General features: G+C 42.4%; 20 protein-coding genes. 7 read left to right on the top strand and 13 right to left on the bottom strand.

Translation table 11 applies throughout. The features are described from left to right. Positions 1-10: 10 nt before the first annotated feature. From FFR60_RS15825 to FFR60_RS15815, 3 genes are read left to right on the top strand one after another with little or no spacing between them, the layout of a single operon-like run. Entirely contained in the window at positions 11-151 is a 141-nt protein-coding gene (locus FFR60_RS15825) for a hypothetical protein (RefSeq protein ID WP_171004955.1), read from the top strand. Continuing rightward, complete coding sequence (locus tag FFR60_RS15820; protein ID WP_137664875.1) at positions 151-1,464, top strand: glycosyltransferase family 2 protein; 1,314 nt, start codon at positions 151-153, stop codon at positions 1,462-1,464. The genes FFR60_RS15825 and FFR60_RS15820 overlap by 1 nt, the downstream gene beginning before the upstream one ends. A gap of 12 nt (positions 1,465-1,476) precedes the next feature. Beyond that, positions 1,477-2,595, top strand: a complete 1,119-nt coding sequence (locus tag FFR60_RS15815) for a family 8 glycosyl hydrolase (RefSeq protein WP_137664874.1) — start codon at positions 1,477-1,479, stop codon at positions 2,593-2,595. A 34-nt stretch (positions 2,596-2,629) separates the two neighbouring features. On the opposite strand, the gene FFR60_RS15810 is transcribed toward FFR60_RS15815, so the two are convergent. From FFR60_RS15810 to FFR60_RS15800, 3 genes are all read right to left on the bottom strand, one after another. Next, positions 2,630-3,481, bottom strand: coding sequence for an arginase family protein (locus tag FFR60_RS15810; protein WP_137664873.1), 852 nt, complete (start codon positions 3,479-3,481; stop codon positions 2,630-2,632). 162 nt (positions 3,482-3,643) lie between these two features. Beyond that, positions 3,644-4,330, bottom strand: a complete 687-nt coding sequence (locus FFR60_RS15805) for a winged helix-turn-helix domain-containing protein (protein WP_137664872.1) — start codon at positions 4,328-4,330, stop codon at positions 3,644-3,646. A 41-nt stretch (positions 4,331-4,371) separates the two neighbouring features. Continuing rightward, a complete protein-coding gene (locus FFR60_RS15800; protein WP_137664871.1) occupies positions 4,372-4,980 on the bottom strand; it encodes a TetR/AcrR family transcriptional regulator in 609 nt (202 codons plus the stop codon). Positions 4,981-5,052: 72 nt separating this feature from the next. Between FFR60_RS15800 and FFR60_RS15795 the strand changes: the two genes are divergently transcribed. Together FFR60_RS15795 and FFR60_RS15790 are read left to right on the top strand one after the other, a co-directional pair. Then, entirely contained in the window at positions 5,053-5,658 is a 606-nt protein-coding gene (locus FFR60_RS15795; protein WP_137664870.1) for a TetR/AcrR family transcriptional regulator, read from the top strand. A gap of 434 nt (positions 5,659-6,092) precedes the next feature. Further along, positions 6,093-6,932 carry an aldo/keto reductase gene (locus FFR60_RS15790; protein WP_137664869.1) on the top strand — a complete coding sequence of 280 codons (840 nt, stop codon included), beginning with the start codon at positions 6,093-6,095 and terminating at the stop codon, positions 6,930-6,932. Between the two features lie 5 nt (positions 6,933-6,937). On the opposite strand, the gene FFR60_RS15785 is transcribed toward FFR60_RS15790, so the two are convergent. Next, positions 6,938-7,888 carry an alpha/beta fold hydrolase gene (locus tag FFR60_RS15785; RefSeq protein WP_137664868.1) on the bottom strand — a complete coding sequence of 317 codons (951 nt, stop codon included), beginning with the start codon at positions 7,886-7,888 and terminating at the stop codon, positions 6,938-6,940. Positions 7,889-7,999: 111 nt separating this feature from the next. On the opposite strand from FFR60_RS15785, the gene FFR60_RS15780 reads away from it, so the two are divergent. Both FFR60_RS15780 and FFR60_RS15775 read left to right on the top strand, forming a co-directional pair. Further along, on the top strand, positions 8,000-8,506 hold the full coding sequence (locus tag FFR60_RS15780; protein WP_137664867.1) for a TetR/AcrR family transcriptional regulator: 507 nt from the start codon (positions 8,000-8,002) through the stop codon (positions 8,504-8,506). Positions 8,507-8,523: 17 nt separating this feature from the next. Next, positions 8,524-9,195 (top strand): DUF1905 domain-containing protein, encoded by a 672-nt coding sequence (locus tag FFR60_RS15775; protein WP_137664866.1) that lies wholly within the window; start codon positions 8,524-8,526, stop codon positions 9,193-9,195. A 68-nt stretch (positions 9,196-9,263) separates the two neighbouring features. Here FFR60_RS15775 and FFR60_RS15770 read toward each other — a convergent pair whose 3' ends face one another. The 9 genes from FFR60_RS15770 to FFR60_RS15730 form a co-directional block, all read right to left on the bottom strand. Then, the gene (locus FFR60_RS15770; protein WP_137664865.1) at positions 9,264-10,022 is read right to left on the bottom strand and encodes a YibE/F family protein; all 759 of its coding nucleotides are present in this window, start codon (positions 10,020-10,022) and stop codon (positions 9,264-9,266) included. Continuing rightward, positions 10,019-11,062 (bottom strand): YibE/F family protein, encoded by a 1,044-nt coding sequence (locus tag FFR60_RS15765; RefSeq protein WP_137664864.1) that lies wholly within the window; start codon positions 11,060-11,062, stop codon positions 10,019-10,021. The genes FFR60_RS15770 and FFR60_RS15765 overlap by 4 nt, the downstream gene beginning before the upstream one ends. Positions 11,063-11,240: 178 nt before the next feature. Further along, entirely contained in the window at positions 11,241-12,692 is a 1,452-nt protein-coding gene (locus tag FFR60_RS15760; protein ID WP_137664863.1) for an ABC transporter ATP-binding protein, read from the bottom strand. Next, a complete protein-coding gene (locus FFR60_RS15755) occupies positions 12,693-13,385 on the bottom strand; it encodes an energy-coupling factor transporter transmembrane component T (protein ID WP_137664862.1) in 693 nt (230 codons plus the stop codon). It lies immediately after the preceding gene. Between the two features lie 16 nt (positions 13,386-13,401). Next, positions 13,402-14,007 (bottom strand): MptD family putative ECF transporter S component, encoded by a 606-nt coding sequence (locus tag FFR60_RS15750; RefSeq protein WP_137664861.1) that lies wholly within the window; start codon positions 14,005-14,007, stop codon positions 13,402-13,404. 24 nt (positions 14,008-14,031) lie between these two features. Next, positions 14,032-15,771 (bottom strand): ABC transporter ATP-binding protein, encoded by a 1,740-nt coding sequence (locus FFR60_RS15745; RefSeq protein ID WP_137664860.1) that lies wholly within the window; start codon positions 15,769-15,771, stop codon positions 14,032-14,034. A gap of 1 nt (position 15,772) precedes the next feature. Further along, on the bottom strand, positions 15,773-17,521 hold the full coding sequence (locus tag FFR60_RS15740) for an ABC transporter ATP-binding protein (protein ID WP_088933871.1): 1,749 nt from the start codon (positions 17,519-17,521) through the stop codon (positions 15,773-15,775). Positions 17,522-17,756: 235 nt separating this feature from the next. Continuing rightward, on the bottom strand, positions 17,757-17,873 hold the full coding sequence (locus FFR60_RS15735) for a putative metal homeostasis protein (RefSeq protein ID WP_088933872.1): 117 nt from the start codon (positions 17,871-17,873) through the stop codon (positions 17,757-17,759). A 19-nt stretch (positions 17,874-17,892) separates the two neighbouring features. Next, complete coding sequence (locus FFR60_RS15730) at positions 17,893-19,410, bottom strand: metal ABC transporter solute-binding protein, Zn/Mn family (RefSeq protein WP_137664859.1); 1,518 nt, start codon at positions 19,408-19,410, stop codon at positions 17,893-17,895. Positions 19,411-19,465: the final 55 nt, after the last annotated feature.

Raw genomic sequence — 19,465 nt, 5'->3', positions numbered from 1 at the left:
GGAAATAGACATGGATCAACTACTCATTTATTTCTTTGAAGCGAGTAAGGTCGTCACAGGAATATTTTTTGTCGCCGCCGTGGTTTTATTTTTCTGCTTATTGATTATCAAGGACCGAATCTGGCGTTACTTTAGGAGGCGCGATTACTGATGAGTGCAATATTATTAATGATCGGGATCATCTCGATCTGGTTCTCGCTGCTCGTTACCTTGGTTATCTTATTTGGTGCTGTTTATTTTCTGCTGAAAAATATTCGGCCGCCGAAAAATCGTTTAGAGCCCCTCAGCTCCTACCCGCTGATTACGATCGTGGTGCCGGCACATAATGAGGAGATCGTGATCCAAGATACGGTGAAGGCCATTTTGAGTATGAACTATCCGCGGGAAAAAATGGAGATTCTCGTATTTGCGGATAATTGTGACGACGATACCTATGAACGCGTTCACGCGATCTTCCAACAAGCTGAAAATGAAGGCTACTATTTGACTAAAGTGATTGATCGCAGAGGAACCGGCGGCAAAGCTGGGGTGCTGAACGACTCGTTAAAAATCGCCCATGGAGAATACTTGTGTGTCTACGATGCCGATGCGATGCCTGAACAAAATGCGCTGTATTTTTTGGTCCAAAAGGCACTGGAAGATCCCGAGCGCTATGCTGCAGTCTTTGGCCGCAACAAAACCAGAAATTACAAACGCAACTTTTTGACCCGCTGTATTAACTTAGAGATCGTAACTAGTCAGCGGATCATCCATACCGGGATGTGGCAGCTGTTTAAGATTGGACAGATTCCCGGCACCAATTTCATTATTCAAACGCAGCTGATCAAAGAACTAGGCGGCTGGGATAATGGTGCCTTGACTGAAGATACTGCCCTAAGCTTTAGAATCATGAAGCTGGGCAAACTGATCGCCCTGGCTTCTCGAGCCGAGGCCTTCCAGCAAGAACCTGAAACACTTGCGGTCTATTATCGTCAGCGAAAACGTTGGGCCAAGGGAAATTATGAAGTCATCCTCAATAATATGAAGGATATCTTCGGCGGTTCAAACTGGCGCATTCGCCTGCAGAGTATTTATTACTTCAATACGTTTTTCTGGTTTACCAGCGCGATCATTTTATCGAATATCATGTTTATCGCCAATTTGATCGCTATGATCCTGCATATTTGGTTTCCTTCGATTGATGTGATCTTTACGTTTGGCGGAAGCAATCGCCAAATTGGGGCACTTTTATTAGTAAATTGGGCATTGATGTTTGCCATCTACCTGCTGCAAATTCAACTAGCCTTATCCAGTCAATTTGGACAGGCTACCACAGCCAATTTCTTTTATGCCATTGCATCATACTTCACCTATTCCTTATTGTTCATCGGAATATCGATCGTGTCGCTCTTTTCTTATATAGGAGACAAAATATTTCGGCGTGATAGCAGTAAATGGTATAAAACACAACGTTTCGACGACTAGGAGGCAATTTTTATGCGCAAACGTCCTGCAATTATGTGGTCACTGCTGGCTCTGATTTTTTTTGGTTATGTAGCAGCGGTGGTTTTTAATATAAACGACAATCAAACCAAGTTAGAAAAAGAAACCTATCAACAATGGCGTTCTGCTTATGTAAGAGAAAACGATGAAGGAACCTTCGTCAAAACAAATCCTAAGGGAAAAACGGACATTTCCCTTTCTGAAGGCCACGGTTACGGAATGCTGATCACCATCCAAGCGGCAAAACGCGGCTGGGCTTCCGAGGAAGAGTTCAATGAGCTTTACCGCTATTACAGTAATTTTCAAATCAGCAAAGATAATCCGTTAATGAGCTGGCGGCAAAAATTCGAAAATGAAAAGCAGGTCGCAAAAGAAACGACCAATGCCACAGACGGCGATCTGGATATTGCCTATGCCTTGATCGAGGCAAGCAAGCAGTGGCCAGACCGCTCGACAGATTATCAACAGGCGGCGAAAAAGCTGCTCACAGCGATTAAGACGAGAAACTATAATTCAACCAACAAGCTGTTGACTGTGGGAGCTTGGGCGACAAAGGATTCTGAATTTTATAATCTGATCCGACCTTCCGATATCATCCCCAGCTATTTCGATACCTTCGCAGCATTCAGCGGCGACGACTTTTGGCGGACACTCAAAACAAATTCCGTAAAGGCCTTGGAGTCAATGAGCAAGCAGCACAAAACCGGATTGATCCCAGACTTTGCTTGGGTAAAAGATGCCGCGATCACCCCTGCGAAAAAAGATCAGATCGCTAATGCCAATGACGGTAATTATGGCGCCAATGCTTGTCGGATTCCTTGGCGGCTGGCCAGCTCGAACGATAAAGAGGTCAATCAGATACTAAGCAAGATGATGAACTTCTTTTTAAAAGAACAAACGATCACCGAAGGCTACACCCTTTCAGGAAAATCATTATCGTCAAGCCGCTCCAAAAACTTCTCGGCACCGATTTTATACGCCGCAAAACAAAAGGAAGCCTATGGAGATCTCGTGGACACGCAATCTTGGGTAGTCAGCGATGACTTATCGGGCAATGATTATTACGGCGATACGTTAGCAACGCTAGTGACTATGCAAATGAATCAAAAATAAAGACAAGAAGCGGCTGCGCTTCTTGTCTTTTTGCTTATCTAAAAATATCAAAGTCGTTCAAAAGATTCTTCAAGTTCTGAACATCCCAAGGCAGAAGCTCGGCGATCGTCAAACCGACGATCTCACTTTGTTCCGCGATGGCCGCCATCGTTTCTTTCACTTCCTGCAGCGTCATCTTCCCCGCCGCCGCAGAATAATCCGCAACACCCGGCTCTGCGAAATAAATAGAACGAAATTCATTTGGATCTAAAACATCCAGATCAAAGTGGACGACTACCTTCGTAAACTGATTTTTTTCCAACCATTCTTTGATCGCATCTGGTTTTAAACATGCCTGAGCTTGGACTTTATAGTCGATTCCCAATCGCTGCAAAATCAGCTTTTCATCAGCAGTAGGTTCTTGAAGTCCGACATATAAAACATCACTTGCCGCAAAAGGATGCTGCACCTTAGCCGCAAGAACAGGATCACCGTCATTTAACAAATTCCCCAAGACCATCGCATGCTCATTGAAGAAAATATCCGGCGTCGAAATATCAGGATGCGCATCAAGCCAAATAATTCCCAATCGCTCCCCATACTTTCCATGCAAGTAATCAAATGGCGCCTGCGAAACTAAACAATCGCCGCCTAATGTAATAATCTTGTCCGGCGACTCCTCTTCGATCAGCGCCATTGTGTTCGTCACAATTTCAGCGACGATACTTTGAGCCGTCACGCCATTTTCTTTCACCAGCGGCTGCTCATACTGAGGAACGGGTACGGTAAGATCTTTTTGCTCCAAATTTTTAGGAACCAGAAACGAAAGCAGATCAGAGCCAATTGAGTAGACGGGGTTATTGCCGCCTTGCCATTGAGGTACTTTTAAGCGAAGGGTTGTATTCAAGGTTGCCTCTCCTCTATCGATTTATTTACTGCTTTCATCTTACCTTTATTTGCTTTGCAGATGCAAATCTGAGTCCTCGGCTTCAATTAATCGGCCGCATAGTTTCCGATCAAATAACCGTATTGTAAAATATGCCAGTTAATCATCCGCCTTGAAAATAAACTATAAATTCAAGGAAAATTCGTTCTTGTTTAGTAATGACACAAGTGTGTCACCCAGTTGGTAGCCTCGTCCCCACATCGTTTTCAACTCATTTTCGTCAAAGCCAACGCTGATCATTTTTTCTCGGATACAGCTTACTAAGAAGGAAAGCTGGCAGACGTTTGAGGTATTCACTCCGGTTCCCCAGATTTTTTCGCAAAGCTCTTCTCTGGATAATTGCGATCCATTTGCCTTGTATAAATAGTAGACGACCTTCCGCTCATTTTTTGTTAAACGGGAAATGAATTTTTTGTATGTTTTACTCACGTCACTCTTCAATTCGCCGATTTGTTCCTTCAATCTAGCAATTTTCTCAATAAATTCCTCCATTGACGTCTGGTCTGTAAACCACTCATCAATTTCCGGGATCATCCAGTCTAGGTCCGTTTCCTTTAATTGTTCTTTTGCTCCTTTTCTTAACAGCAGCAGCCCTTTTCGTTTTAACGAACTCAAATATTTAGACATTTCCAAACTAGAAATCGTATCGCTTAAAATGGCGATCGAAAAATAGCCGGCAACCTCTGGATAAAAATCAACTTGGTCTAATAAGCTGGAGGTACAAAAAACTTCGTCGTTGACCTTTTGAAGTGCAAGCTGCAAGTCTTGTTCCGCCAATGGATTCTTCGTAATTATCAATATTTTTGCCATTGTTTTTCCCACCTTTTTTACTATGTTGTTTGTTGTTTGTCCTATCTTCCATCTAATTCCGAATACAAAGCACTTAGATTCGTAATCAGTAAAACCAAAATCTTATCAACGACCTCTGCGATATCTTCTTCAAAGTTCGAGGCAAACCATTTTTCAATAATAGAGATCACTCCATTAGTCATAAACAAAGAATAATATTCAATTCTTGATTCCTCTAAATTTTCATAAAACCGCCGAGGCAGCGCTTGGATGAAATGATCATGATAGTTTTTTTGCAGGATGCGCATAAAATCCAGCTTTTCATGATTCATATTGTAAAAAGCCCACACTAATTTCTTGTTACAATAGAAGAAATCAAGAATTTTATATGTATAAGGATAGAGTCCCTGATATGTATCTTTTTTCTGATCAATATTCATTTTTCCCAATAATCGCGGGTCACTCTTTTGAAGTTCGTTGAAGGAGTCTAAAAATTGGTCGAGTAATTCGTTGAGCAGGGCGTCTTTATTTTTGAAATAATTATAGAAGGTCACTCTGCTGACATAGGCATTTTCAACAATCTCATTAACCGTGATGTCTTCATACTTTTGCAAAGCCAACAGCTCTAAAAAGGCGTCAAAAATACTTTTTTTCACAAGATTTCTATTCAAATTAGCTTTTTTTCCTTTCTATGTTTGGCTACGCTGTCAAATCGCGTTACAATCGCATTAGGGGGTGTGACTATGTTTGATGAAAAACGTAAACTGATCGAAGTAGCTTTTCTTGAACTGCTGCAGACAACTGAATTTAAAAAAATCAAAATCAGTGAGATTGCAGTAAAAGCCGGTGTTAGTCGTGTAACCTTTTATAAAAAATTCCAAAACAAAGAAGATCTGTTAGACAGCATCGTTGAAGATTTTCTAGCCGAAATGACCCACGTTTTCCAATCAAACGTCCTTTTTTATGAACAAGTAGGTGTTCCCAGTGTGGAAGCTATTCGTACAAACCTAACCACTAGAGTTGAAAACGTGATTCGTTTTTTTTGGGAGAATCGCGAAAAAATAGAAATCCTCACTTCGCAAAACAGTGAGATCGACCTGTTAAAATATGTACGAAGTCTCTTTAACAAACAGCTGAAAGGCAACCTTCCGCTGATTTTCTCGGTTAATTTTGACCCTCAGACTTTAAATGAATATTTAGACTATTTATCAAAAGGCAGCTATTTAATCATTGGTACTTGGATTCGTAAAAGATTCGAGGACAGTCCTGAAGAAATTACTGAGATCATAGTCAATACTTCATTGCCGATCTTTATTGAGCTTTATCAGAAAAAGGGACTGGACCGTTGATTCTATCTGTACTTTTCATAACACCTCGACATCATATGGGATTCATGTCGAAAAACCAAATTTCCTGCTCTTTTCAATCAAATAATTAAAAAATAATTTTCGAATTTTTAAAATCTCAGACAATAATATTTAACTGTTCCTGCTTTTGATAAGTAATCTTTATTTTTATTAGAACTCTTTAATAAATTAACATCTTAAAACTATTATTAGGTTTACAAAAAAGGACATCATGTTAATTTATTCTTTTGAACGGAATAAAATAACCTTTGTTACTTTATAATTCTCAATAATCAAGCCGCAATTTTTTTATTTCCCTCATCCCTTTACCGATACAAAGGACACCTTTTTGTACCTATGACACTTAAAAGTACGTACTATACATCTGTGAAGCGGCCCCCTATACTAGGCTCAGAAATCTATAAGGGGGCTTTTTCATGATTCATTCATTAACAGACAAAGTGACATTTAACAACGGAACAGAAATTCCCGGCTTAGGCTTAGGCGTTTTTCAAATTCCTGATGAAGATACTGCGGAAGTAGTCAGCAAGGGGATCAGCAACGGCTATCGTTTGATTGATACTGCTCAAATCTATGGCAATGAAACGGGAACGGGGAGCGGGATCAAAAAAGGCCTAGCCGCAACAGGACTAAGCCGAGAAGATTTATTCGTGACCTCTAAGGTTTGGAACGATCATTTGACTTACGCTGAGACCATCAGCGCTTTTGAAGAAACGCTAGATCGCCTAGCGTTAGATTATTTAGACCTCTACTTGATTCATTGGCCCGGAAAGGACGCCTTCAAAGAAGCTTGGCACGCCCTAGAAGATCTTTATGCCGCTGGAAAAATCAAAGCGATCGGTGTCAGCAATTTCGAGATCCATCATTTAGAAGAATTATTGTCCTTCGCTAAAGTCGTTCCCGTAGTCAACCAAGTCGAGCTGCATCCAAAATTATCCCAACAAGCGCTGCGGGACTTCTGCGAAACACACGATATCAAGGTCCAAGCATGGTCGCCTTTGATGCAGGGTAAATTATTGGCTGACCCTACGATTAAGACGATCGCTGAAAAGCACCAAAAAACACCGGCACAGATCATCCTGCGTTGGGACATTCAACAAGATATTTTACTCGTTGTAAAATCAGTCCACGAAAAACGGATGCAAAGCAATGCCGCTGTATTTGATTTTGCATTAGATGAAACGGATATGAGACGTTTGAATCAATTAAACGAATCTTTACGCAGCGGACCTGATCCAGAGGTGTTTGATTTTTAGTTCGATTAAACCTCTAGATAAATCCCTGTCTCAGTTGAAGGAACTTCCAACTCATTCACCACTTGATTGAAGTCAGCCGCTCGCGTCCATTGAGGAAAGTGAGCGGCTTTTTTCATGCAGACAAAGCTTTTAGGCGATGCGAGTTTTTGATAAAAATCAAAGGCGACCCTTTTTGAGACATGATAATCCTGCTCGCCCTCAATCAAAATAATCGGCACTTCAAATTTCGTCTCATTCGTAAAATCGACCCGCGCTACTTCCTGCCACAATCGTTCAATCGACTGCTTCGAGCCTTGGATGCGATGAACACAATCCCGCAGCGTATAATTTTTGGAACGAATAAAGTGAGGATAAAAAACCGCATACGATTTTTTCCCATAAAGCGAACCGCCCGTCTTGATCAACTGATTCATAAAATACATCAGATCGTCGAACCACTCCCCTTGATCAAACTGAGTATCAATGGAAGAAATTCGTTGCTTAACTGCTGTGCTGGAGGAATGCTCTAGAATATAAGCCCGGCTATCCGCAAACATTTTCTGAGAACTGATCACCTGTCCGACACCAATATAGTGGTCAATCCATTCAGGGTAACGCTTGATAAATTCCATACCAATAATACTGCCCCACGAATGACCCATTAGACACACGTGTTTCTCATTTCGTTCACTAAGAAGCCGTTCAACTAAAACTTTTAAGTCTGACACAAGTGTGTCAACCGTGATTTCTTCATCTGCTTTAAAGGGATAATAGGATTTTCCAGCACCCCGCTGCTCCCAAATAACCAGTGTGTATTTTTTTGCCAAATCCAGATTAAAATGTTCGATCAAAGGCAGCGCCGCATCTCCCGGTCCGCCATGCAGATAAATCAGCAGCGGATTGGCTAAATTTCCGCTGATTATTTGAACGTACTGTTTTACACCGTTGATTTGATACCATTTTCCATACTTTTCCATCGCTTTTTCCTCCATTGACACACCTGTGTCATATAGTTATAGTTTAGAAAAGAACTCAACTCGTTTCAATCAAATGAAACAGATTAACTATAAGTGTGTCAGGAGGACCTCATGGGAAAAGAAGCTCAAATTATTGCAAGTCTATTTGCGGTGATGGAAGTCGATGATTTTTCATTGATCACAGTTACTCAGATTGCTCAAGAAGCAGCAATCGGCAGAAAAACCTTTTACCGCTATTTTAAAAATAAAGAAGAAGTCTTGGAACGCGCCGTCGAAATACTTTTTTCAGAATACGCCGCTTTTGAGAAAAATTACAGCGCCTCAAATTTTGAAACCTTGATCTATTATCATTTTTCTTTTTGGCGGCAGCACTGCGCCCAATTGAAAATCCTCTATAAGAATGATTTGATGCTTTATCTGTTTAAACAATATCAGCAGCGCATCCCGCAATTGAATGCGGCCTACATTCGTCGGGCGAAACTCGATCCCTCGACCGCAAAGTATGCCAATGCCTTCACTACTGGAATCTTTTGGTCGATTCTCTACACCTGGATCGAAAATGGCGCAAAGGAACGCCCCGCCGAGTTAGCCAAAATCTGTGCTGCATTTCTGAAATAAAAAAGTGGAGGGATAGTATGTTGTATGAATTTGAGGGAAACTGCCTGCAGGAAGGAAATCGCCATTTTATAAAAATACCTTTTAACGTGTGGGATGTCTGCGAGACCAAAGGAAACATTCCGGTGAAAGTCGCCATTGAAGAAATTACTTTCGAATGCAAACTGATTCCTAAGGGACACGGAGAGTATTACATTCCGATCGCCAAAAAATATTATCAACAGCTGCCGGTCATGACTCACTACAGCTGTTCCTTTGAGATTCTAAAACAATTATCCCGCATCAACCAGCATAGTCCCTACAATCAGCCCATTCGAACAATCGACACAATCAATCTGGTTTTACAGCCTGATGAGGGATTATGCGGGCAGGTCTGTCTAGCCATGCTGAGCGGACTGCCGCTAGAAGAAATCATGACAATCATGCAGGCAAAAAAATGGCAGGCTTCTTTAAGCAAAGTGATCGAAACCCTAGATTATTTTAGACTAAAGCATGCCGATAAAATGAGCTATCAAAAGGATAAATTTTCTCAGCTGCCAAATTTGTGTTTATTAAACGTAAAGGCAGACGATGATCAGTTGAGCCATCTATTGATTTACTTCAATGGAAAATACTATGATCCTACATCAGGAATACGTGCAAGCTTTGATCCCGAACGAATCATCAGCTATTTAGAGATTTTTAGTCCGTAAGTGACCCAGCCTTTCTAGAAAAAGCCGCTTAAATTACCGAGTGATTCAGCAATTTAAGCGGCTTTGATCTATTTAAAATACTGATGATAAAAGATATAGCTGGAGACCAGCGACGTGATCGGCAAAATGTTCACCGCCGCCATCCCGGTCAGCAAACTGATCAACAGCTCGCCGACAAAGGCTTTCGAGTTGATGATCTCAAGAAAGGAATAATTCAAATCTTGAATCCAAATAATCAGCGCCAGACTGGAGCCCATAAAAGCAAACAGCAGCGTATTGATCGTCGAGCTTAATATTTCATGAACGACGGTCATGCTGGAAGCGACCAATTCTTTAAACGTAAGTTTTTCCGTCCGTCGATAGATTTCATAAGTCGAACTGCTGACGGCAATGCTGCTGTCAATCACGGCGCCCGAAAAACTCATTAAAATAATCGAGAGATTAAGAGCAGCAAAAGGAACAGAGACTGAAAAATCCATCATCTGCAATTCATCTAACTCCTCTATCGCAAATCCGTGGACCTTAACCAGCTGAATGAGCGGCAATGTGACCAAAGTAAAGGCAACGAGGAAAAACAAGACACAAAGAAAGGCCGCCTTGGTTTTTTGATTAAAGTCATTAATATAAAACAACGTCACGACCGTTACACCTAGAAAAATCAAAAAGGTCACGGGATAAACCGGCAAGCCCTTGCTAAATAAATACAAAAGCAGGATAAATAAGACAAAATTAGCAAATGTTCCCGTAATCATGTAAATGGCGCTTTTTTGAAAAATCAGCAGCATCAAACCCATCAAGATCAAGGTAAGACAAATCAAAACACTCATCGCACCTGCCTCCTTCCCAGTTTTTCAGCCAGACTAAAGGCGAACAAGGCTGCCGGAACAGATAATACGATCGCAAAGCCGCCGCATAAAGTCCGCAAGATTTCTAGAGACAGATGCATCCCGATCACCTCAGAAAAGTTCCAGCCGTTCGCCAGATAAAAGACGACCGAGGGAATCGCTCCGCTGAGATAAGCGAACAGCAAAACATTGATCATCGACGAAGCCGTATCCTGCGCGATTTCCCGTCCGGATCGCACCAGCTTTTTTAATGGAAGCTGCTCATTTTGGGCACGGATCTCATCCAAAGCAGAAATGATCGTCACGACATTGTCCATGCTGGCTCCGATCGCCCCGATCAACAAGCCCGCTAAAAAGACCGAACGATATGGCCGAGTGATAAATTGCATTTCTTCGTAGCGCAGCCCTTCGTCCTTCAATAAATTCATCGCGATTAAACAAATCAGAAAAGCCGCAAAAACACTCACCAGTGTCCCAAAGATTTTCCGGCCATCAAGCTTTCTAAATCCGTAAGAGGTCCCCATTGCCACAAACACCGCAATGAAGGTGAAAACTACCATCAAAAGCATGAGAGATAAACGGCTGTTTTGTTGACTGAGCCATAAAAAGAATAGCAGCAATCCGCTATTTAACGCTAAGCCGATCAATGCACGAATCCCTCTTTTTCCGCTGATGAACAACACGATCAAAATAAACAGACCAATCAGAATAAAGACATAGCCGTCGCGTTTCATTGAGAGAACCCGCCAATAATTATCGGACTTTTGTAAAATCAGCTGATTCCCTTTGCGGTATAACGGAGAGACACTTTCATTTTCATAATAGGTCGTTTCTAATGCGATGCTGCCCTTTTGGTTCAGTAATTTCCCTTTTATTTTTTGCGTTTGCTCTGAAGCGTTCGCCTCAACCTCCTCCACCCGCAGCACCGGCTCTGAGTAAAAAATATAGCTCTTGGTTTGGATAAAAAAGCCCAGCAGGATAATAGCGGCTAAAGCGATTATGTACGTTAGATTCTTTTTCATGGAATCCTCCATTCTAGTTCCCATTCATTCTATCATCTAACAATAAAGTTAGGCATACCTGTAAAACAAACATTATGAATATTTAGTTGAATCTTTAATTAGACATTTGCTTTTCAGCATTTCTAGCGGCAAAAAAGACTTCAAGCCAGTCATAGTTACTAACTTGAAGTCTTTCCTTCTATTTAAACACTGCTAAGTCGGAAGGTTGAAGCTTGCTGCTGGCGGCTTTTTCTAGCTGGATCGTGCGCTGACCGAAGCCTTTGGCAAATTCCAGATCATGAGTAATGATCACAAAGGTAATGCCTTTATTGGCATAATCGACGATCATTCGTTGAACCCGCCGCATATTTCCGGCATCCAGCCCAGAGGTCGGCTCGTCTAAAATCAGCAGCTCCGGTACCCGCATCAAGCCGACCGCAAACACCAAACGCTGCTTCTGTCCGCCAGATAAGGTCGCCGGATGCTGATCTTTGTATTTCCAGAGATTTAATTCTTTAAGCAGACGCTCTGCTTTTACTAAATTTTCCTCCGTCTTTTTCGTTCCCAACAGCAGTTCATTTAGGACACTGTCAGAGAACAGCTGATAATCGGCATCTTGTAATACGAACCAGCATTTTTCCCGGCGTTTTTTTGCGGTTTGCAGCTGGCCATTGATACTGATCGAACCTGCCTGTTCTTTATTCAATCCGCAAAGCGTGCGAGCCAAAGTGGTTTTGCCCAATCCGTTTTCACCAGTAATTAGAACGATCTCGCCTTTCGCCAAAGTTAAATTAAGGTCTTTGATCAGACTAGGCGCTAAACGATGGTAGCCGATCGTTAAATTCTGCAAGGCTAAAAAAACCGGCTCCTGATTTTCCTCTCTTAACAGCTCCGAGATATAAACTTCCTGTTTCTCACGAATGTCAAAGGAGTGCAGCGCCGTTTTTGAAAGCTGTCGGAACTCATCGATCGTCCATTGGGCTTTGACTTCGCCTTTTGCCAGGTAAACTACCCGATCCACCACTTCCATCAAATAATGGATTCGATGATCCGCGATCAAAATCGTTTTGCCGGCTTGCTTCAGCTGCTTCACCGTAGCGGCTAACTGTGCATTGCCTTGATTATCTAAATTTGCCGAGGGTTCATCCAATACGAAGATCTCAGGTGAATGAACTTCCACCGCCCCCATCGCAACCTTTTGCTTTTCACCGCTCGAAAGCTGTGCCAGCTTGCGCTTCTTTAAATAATCTATTTGATTCTGCTTCAGCACCGCTTCGATCCGCTGATTGATTCTTTCTGCTTCAAGACCATAATTCTCCGAGGCAAAGGCCAATTCATCTAACACATTGGAGGTGAAAAATTGCGAACGGGCATCCTGAAAGACACTTCCTACTTGCTGGCCGTATTCCCACTCCTCCAGCTCCCGGGCATTTTTGCCATTTAAATGAAGCTCGCCAGTCAGTTCTCCTTCATAATAATGAGGGATCAGTCCATTGATCAGACGGGTCAAAGTCGTTTTCCCGCAGCCTGAAGCCCCGGTCACCAGAACACATTCTCCTTTTTCGATCTCCAATGAAAGATTTTTCAGCTGCGATTCCTCCGCGTCATAACTAAAAGTGATATTTGCTAACTTGATCGCTGTTTCTATCATCTAGACCTCCAAAAAGTTAAACGTAAAAATACAAACCATATAGCCGATAAAAAATGCGACCAGAATCAAATCTTTACTGGTTAAACGCGTCTGGTAAATCGAAGTCCGCTGATCGGGACAATCAATCCCTTTAGTCATCGCCGAAGCGGTCAGTTCATCTGCGATCTTCATCGTTCGCATCATTAAAGGAACAAAGGTATATTCAAAAACCTGCAGCGGGCGCAGCCAATTTCTCGGCTGTGAATAAGAAAGTCCTCGTAAGCGAGCCGACATTTGAATCGTATCGTTTTCCATTTTAATGATCGGAAAAAAGCGCAAAGTCACAGCTAACGTGAGAATAAAATTTTTCGGCAGCCGCAATGATTGCATCGCAGCCATCAAACGACCCGTCGGTACCTCCTGCAGCACTCGAGCCATTATGATCACCGGACCAAAACGCAGAACGAGGAAACATAAAAAGCCCAGAAACTTCACCCATTGCTGATCCGACAGCAGCATATAACTATACAACGCCACTGTCGCTGCGATCACCGCTCCCATTTTACAAGCCGTTTGATACAGACCCGCATACAGCAAATAAAATAGTGCAAAGACATTCAATAGAATCAATTGCCCCATCCCGGCACACAGCACCAAAACACTTTGGACAATCAAGAGCATAAATTGGATTCTAGGATCAATACTTTTTTTCATAAGCGGCTCCTCCAAGCTACGCAGATTTGATTACGCCTGCTTTTACAAAATGCTTATTCAGCAGCTTGTAACCGAAGAGACAGCCTAAGCAGATTGCAGCGATTAACGCGACACTCGAAATCACGATCCAAAATGGGTCTGTCAAATACTCAAGGTGGTTATCAGTGTAGCCGGTATTTTCCATCATTTTAAAATAGTAATCGGCAGAAATAGCCAAGATAATGTAATTAGAAAAACCATACAATAAATTGTAGATCGTAAACGCAATCGTTTGCGGACCTAATTTTCGATAGCCGTTGGTTTTGGCTAAAATCACTTCACCGATGAAGCCGCCTAAAAGTGTGATCGGCAAAATATAAATAGTTCCCATGATGGCATAAAACACTCCGTTGATAGCACCGAAAAGCAGCAGCGTGCCTTTTTTCCCCACCTTGAAGGCCATCAATAAATAAATCGGGCAAGTAAAAAATAGTACAAAGGCCGTCGCATAAGGATAGAACCAGGCCATAAACGGCAAGGTCGCCATGGATAAGACCATCATGACAACAAATCCAACGACTGTATATAAACCAATCGTTAAATAATCTTTTGAGATAAGCGTAGCTGTTTTTTTCTTTTTCATCGTGTCTCCTTTTCTATTAAGGAATTACTCTTTACTAAATTTCCAATTCGTCGCTTCATTTTGCATGTCGACTAAGGTGCGGTAAAGCTCGCAGGTTTGGTACAGATCAGGGTGTTTTCCCTTTGCCGCCACTTTTCCTTTTTCCAATACAACGATTTGATCGGCATTCATAACCGTTTTTAATCGGTGAGCGATGACAACAACTGTTTTGTCTGCGACCAGATTTTTGATCGCCCGCTGAACCCCTGCCTCATTTTCTAAGTCGAGAGCAGCCGTCGCTTCATCCAGCAAAATGATTTCCGATTGCTTAATGAATGCGCGCGCAATACTGATTCGCTGCTTCTCACCGCCGGACAGTGTTGATCCGCCTTCACCGACCAGTGTGTCATAGCCGTCGGGAAGCGCGCTGATAAATTCATGGCAATGCGCCTTTTTAGCCGCTTCCACCACTTCTTCAAAGGTCGCCTCCTGTTTGCCGACACGAATATTATTTAAGATTGTATCCTTAAATAGATAGACATCCTGAAAAACCATCGATAAATGACCATACAGATTTTCTGGATTCACTGTCGTGAGATTCTTTCCGCCGATTTCAATGACCCCTGTTTGAGCATCGTAGAAACGTGCCAAAAGTTTTACGATCGTAGATTTCCCGCTGCCAGACGGGCCCACCAAAGCGGTCAATGTTCTAGGATGAATCTCTAAATTAATATTTTGCAAAACAGCCTCTTCTTTATAAGCGAAGCCAACATCGTTAAAACGAATCGTATAATCATCATTCAGCTCTTCTGTTCCCTGTACCTCCGGCTGATTTCGAATCGCCATAATTCGTTCACCGCTGATCAAGGCATAACGCATCTCCGTGTAATTGATCATCAATGTAGTGAAGGGATCATAAATACGGCTGGCTACTACGATAAAGACTAAGAATACCGACTCGACCAAGCTTCGTTGCGCCAGCAGATAAGAACCCATGAAAACTAGGATCGGCAAGCCCATCCGTAAAAGAGAAATAGCCACCATTACAACAGGGCCTAACACGCCTTCGATCCGAATCGATTCCTTCCGCAGATTATCAAACGCCTGTTGAATTCTGGCGAACTGCTGACCGCCTAGCGAATAAGCTTTGATCTCTTTGATTCCCTGCAAATATTCTTGCAGACGAGAAGCACTTTCGACCTTCGCTTGAATGTGGCGGCCGCCAAGTTTGTTCATTAAGATATTTGATCCTTTGACTATAAGCAAGACAATCGGCAGCATCGCATATAGACACAGCGTCATCCGCCAATCAATCAAGCATAAAGAAACAAACGCCATAAATAATAGAATGACTGCACCCAGCGCTTGCGGCACCAGATGAGAAACTGCACTTTCTAACAGGGTATAATCTCCCAGCATCATCGTTGTTAAATCACCAGGATCGCGACTATCTAAAAAGCCCAACGAAAGATTTCGCAAATGATTGGCTAATTTGGTCCGGCCTTTTTCCGACACATCATAGGCGGCTGTATACTGTCTGTCATATGCGATCGTGGAGATCAAGACCTGTACCCCAAACCACACGACACTGGCAAGCAGCAGATAAAGATAGAGACGTGTGTCTAACGGACGATTTTGCTGATAGGATTCGTACAATTCAAAAATGCCGTAAAAAGCAATGACCGCCGGCAGCAGGCGTGCGATTGATTCCAGCGTCGCCCAAAAAGTTGATTGAGCTAATGATTTCGGTTCGCCCGAAGTAATATTGTAAATTGCCTCTTTCATCCTACTTCACCTCCCAATCTTTGGTCTCTTCATTGATCGTCCACAATTTTTGATAAAGCGGATTGCTTACCAATAATTCATCATGGGTTCCAGCGGCTTGGATCTCGCCCTTGTCGCAAACTAAAATTTGATCGACATGCTGGATCGTCCACAGGCGATGCGCGATAATCAAAACGGTTTTTCCTTTAACAAGCTCACTGATCGCTTGCTGGATATACACTTCATTTTCTGCATCCGCATAGGCAGTGGCTTCATCTAAAACTAAAATTGGTGAATTTTTCAACAACGCCCGCGCAATCGAGATCCGCTGCGCTTCACCTTTAGATAAGAAAACTCCCTGTTCGCCAATCATCGTGTCATACCCATTTTCCAGCGCTTGAATAAATTCATCACAGCGGGCTAATTGCGCTGCCCAGCGAACTTCCTCCAAGCTCGCATTTTTGTTGCCCATCCGGATATTGGCTGCGATCGTGTCATTGAATAGAGTGACATCTTGGAAAACAAAAGAAACGTCCCGCATCAAGGTATCGATCGTAACCTCCCGAATATCAGTCCCGCCGATTTTGATCGCGCCTTCTGTCGGATCATAAAAGCGTAAAAGTAATTGAGCAATCGTACTTTTCCCGCCGCCAGAGGGTCCAACTAAGGCGTTCATCGTATTGGGCTGCAGTTCAAAGCTGACTTTTTTCAGTACAGGATTTCCTTTGGTATAAGCAAACGAAACCTCTTCAAATGAAATCCCATTACCCGAAAAGTTCGTGGTCGTCTCTTTTTCGATCACCGGCGCCTCAGCGAAAATCTCATCGACCCGTTTGACCCCTTCATTAACATTGCTGAAGGTAGAGGCCGCATACATTAATTTCATAAATGGTCCGGTCGTTCCTGAAGCTAAAATAATAAACATCATCACCGTTAGCGACAGCGTTTTGTCTTGCGGACTTTGACTGATCAAAAAAGCGCCAAAGGGCATCACGAACAAAACAACGGATGTTATTAAAGTGGTAAATAAAACATAGCCTGAACGAAAACCATTCGACCAGTCCATGACTAAATTCCGATAATCCTTGATGCTTTGATGGAATCGTTTGAAGTTCCCAACGGATAAACCAAAGACCTTGACCGCCGGCATTGCCCGCACATATTCCACACCATTACTATTCATCGCTTCTAAGGCGTCATGATATTGCTTCACCTTATTGTTCTTCATTGTATTTCCCATCAAATATGAATAAATGCCGACTGCCAGAAAAAGCGGTACTAGCGACATTAAGCCCAAGCGCCAATCAATTTTCAGCATCAAACCGATATAAACCAATGGAAATATCAACGCCGAAACTATATCCGGAATTTGATGTGCGATAAACGACTCCATTTTTTCTACACATTGATCAATGATCTTCATTAATTGACCGCTCGATTTTCGTGTAAAATAGCCCATTGAGACTTTTGATAAATGCTGCAGAATATCCATTCGAATCTCATACAAAATATCAAAAGCGGCGACATGCGAACACATGGAAGAGGCATATAACAAAATCACCCCGGCCAACACGCTTCCCATAGAAACTAAGCTCCAGTGAATCATTCCACTGGCTGAATAATCACCGATCATCAATAACTCAATGATTTTATAAATACTGTAAAAAGGAATGAACTGTACCACTGTTGAAATTGTCGCCAATATTCCTGATACGGTTAACAAGCCTTTCTTCTTCTTGATGTAACGAATCAATACCGATTCATCTTTCATCTATCTAACTCCTTTCTCACTTTTAACTAATTTACCAACAACTGCGAAACCCAAATGATAATGAGATTCATTCTCATTCAACCATTTTTTCTGGCTGTTTACAATATTCTTTTGCATTTTATTGCACAAATTAGCTGTTAGCAGAGCGTTGCTTTGGGGAGTTTAGATACATATTTTCTTTTAAGAGTCACTTATAAATAACAGAATCTATCTCCTAAAAAGGAGATAGATTCGATTATTTCTTTGATTGATTTCTTTTGGCTTCTTTGATGATTTTCAGCGCCCGCTTGCGCGTCTTGATGTTGGGACTTTTCAAGCGGCGATAGGCACTGGCTAGATCGGTCTTTTCCATGAAAGCCACCTCCAAATGATTAGTGTGCCAGCATTTCTTGAGCGATCGCATGACTGCTCATTTTTCTTGGGTAATAGGTCGGCCAATTATCCAGCTCGTTAAGCAAGGCTTTTTGACTTTCACCGCCGAAATAAATATGGAAATGCGCCGCTTTGGCAGGAGCGATGCCGTGATCGCTGAACTGAACGTATTTGTAATCACCGGCATTCGGGTCCTTGGTTTCAAAGGTGAAGCGTACCCCGCGGTTGCCTTTTTCATAAGTCAGAATTTCATGTCCTGCATATTCATAGGTATATTTGTGATGCTTGCCGCCGACTATAAAATCAATTTGCTTATCCGTAATTTTGATCTCATCCACATCGGTCTTATAGCCTGTTTCATAATAGGTCTTATACTCTGCCGCAGTCTTATCCTTTTTCAGCTTTGCCTTGTAATCGAAAACCTGATCCAAGCTTCCATCCTTCAGCAAAGGATAAACCGATTGCCAATCGCCAGCGTAGTCAGATAGTTTGCGATCCTTGACCTGTGAATCTTTGAAATAGCCGTTATAGGTCGCTTGCTCGGTCTTCGTTTCCTCAAGTGGTTTGATTTCTTTGCCCGCAGCCTCGGTCGTTTTCTTTAAGGCAGTTAGATTTTCTTTCATCACAGATACGTAATCCTCGCCCGCATCTAGTTGCTTTTTCGTCAAACTTTCTAGCGGATTGAGAACCTCCAGCTTGACCTTGGTTTCATCCGCAAGTGTTTGCGCGGCTTTTCCTTGGTTGTTGTTCTCGAAATAAATGTACTTGATCTCATTGTCTTCAACATAATGCTTCAACTCTGCGATACGTGAAGGATCAGGTTCCTGATCCGGGTTAAGTCCAGAAATACCGACTTGATTCAAGCCGTAATCCAATGCCAAATAACCAAACGCTGTATGCTGTGTAACAAAATTCTTTTGCTGGGCATTTTTCAACGAAGCTGAAAATTCTTGGTCCAATGTCTCAAGCTTGGCTAGATATTTTTTCGCATTCGCTTCAAATTCAGTCTTCTTCTCTGGATACAATTTAATCAATTGATCTTTGATCGAGGTAACTTCCTTGATCGCGCGATGCGGTGACACCCACGTATGAGGATCTAGTTCATGATGATGATCTTCTTCGCCGCTGTGTTCATGCTCTTCCTCGCCGCCTGGCAATAAAACCATCCCCTTCGTCCCCTCGATAACATTCGGAGCGCCTTTCTTCCAAGACTTGGCCGCCTTTGGTACCCACGTTTCCATGTTCTCGTTATGATAAACAAAGACATCCGCTTCAGTGATTTTCGCCATGTCTTTGGCTGACGGTTCATAATCATGCGGTTCCGAACCAGCCGGTATCAGCAAGCTGACATCCCCCGCGTCGCCAACAATATTTTTCGTAAAATCATACATCGGATAAAAAGTGGTGACGATCTGCAGCTTGTCATTCTTATGCTCTGTTGCCGCCTGATTTCCCTTGCAGGCACCTAAACCGATAAGTGCCAGCAAACTAATCACAATAAATCCTAATTTCTTCATTTCAGACCTCTCTCTTCTTTTGAATTCATAAACTAATCGTCTCACGTTAAAAAAA

This window comes from Enterococcus hulanensis (genome assembly GCF_005405485.1).
Taxonomy (GTDB): domain Bacteria; phylum Bacillota; class Bacilli; order Lactobacillales; family Enterococcaceae; genus Enterococcus_A; species Enterococcus_A hulanensis.
This window is presented reverse-complemented; position numbering and strand designations above follow the sequence as displayed.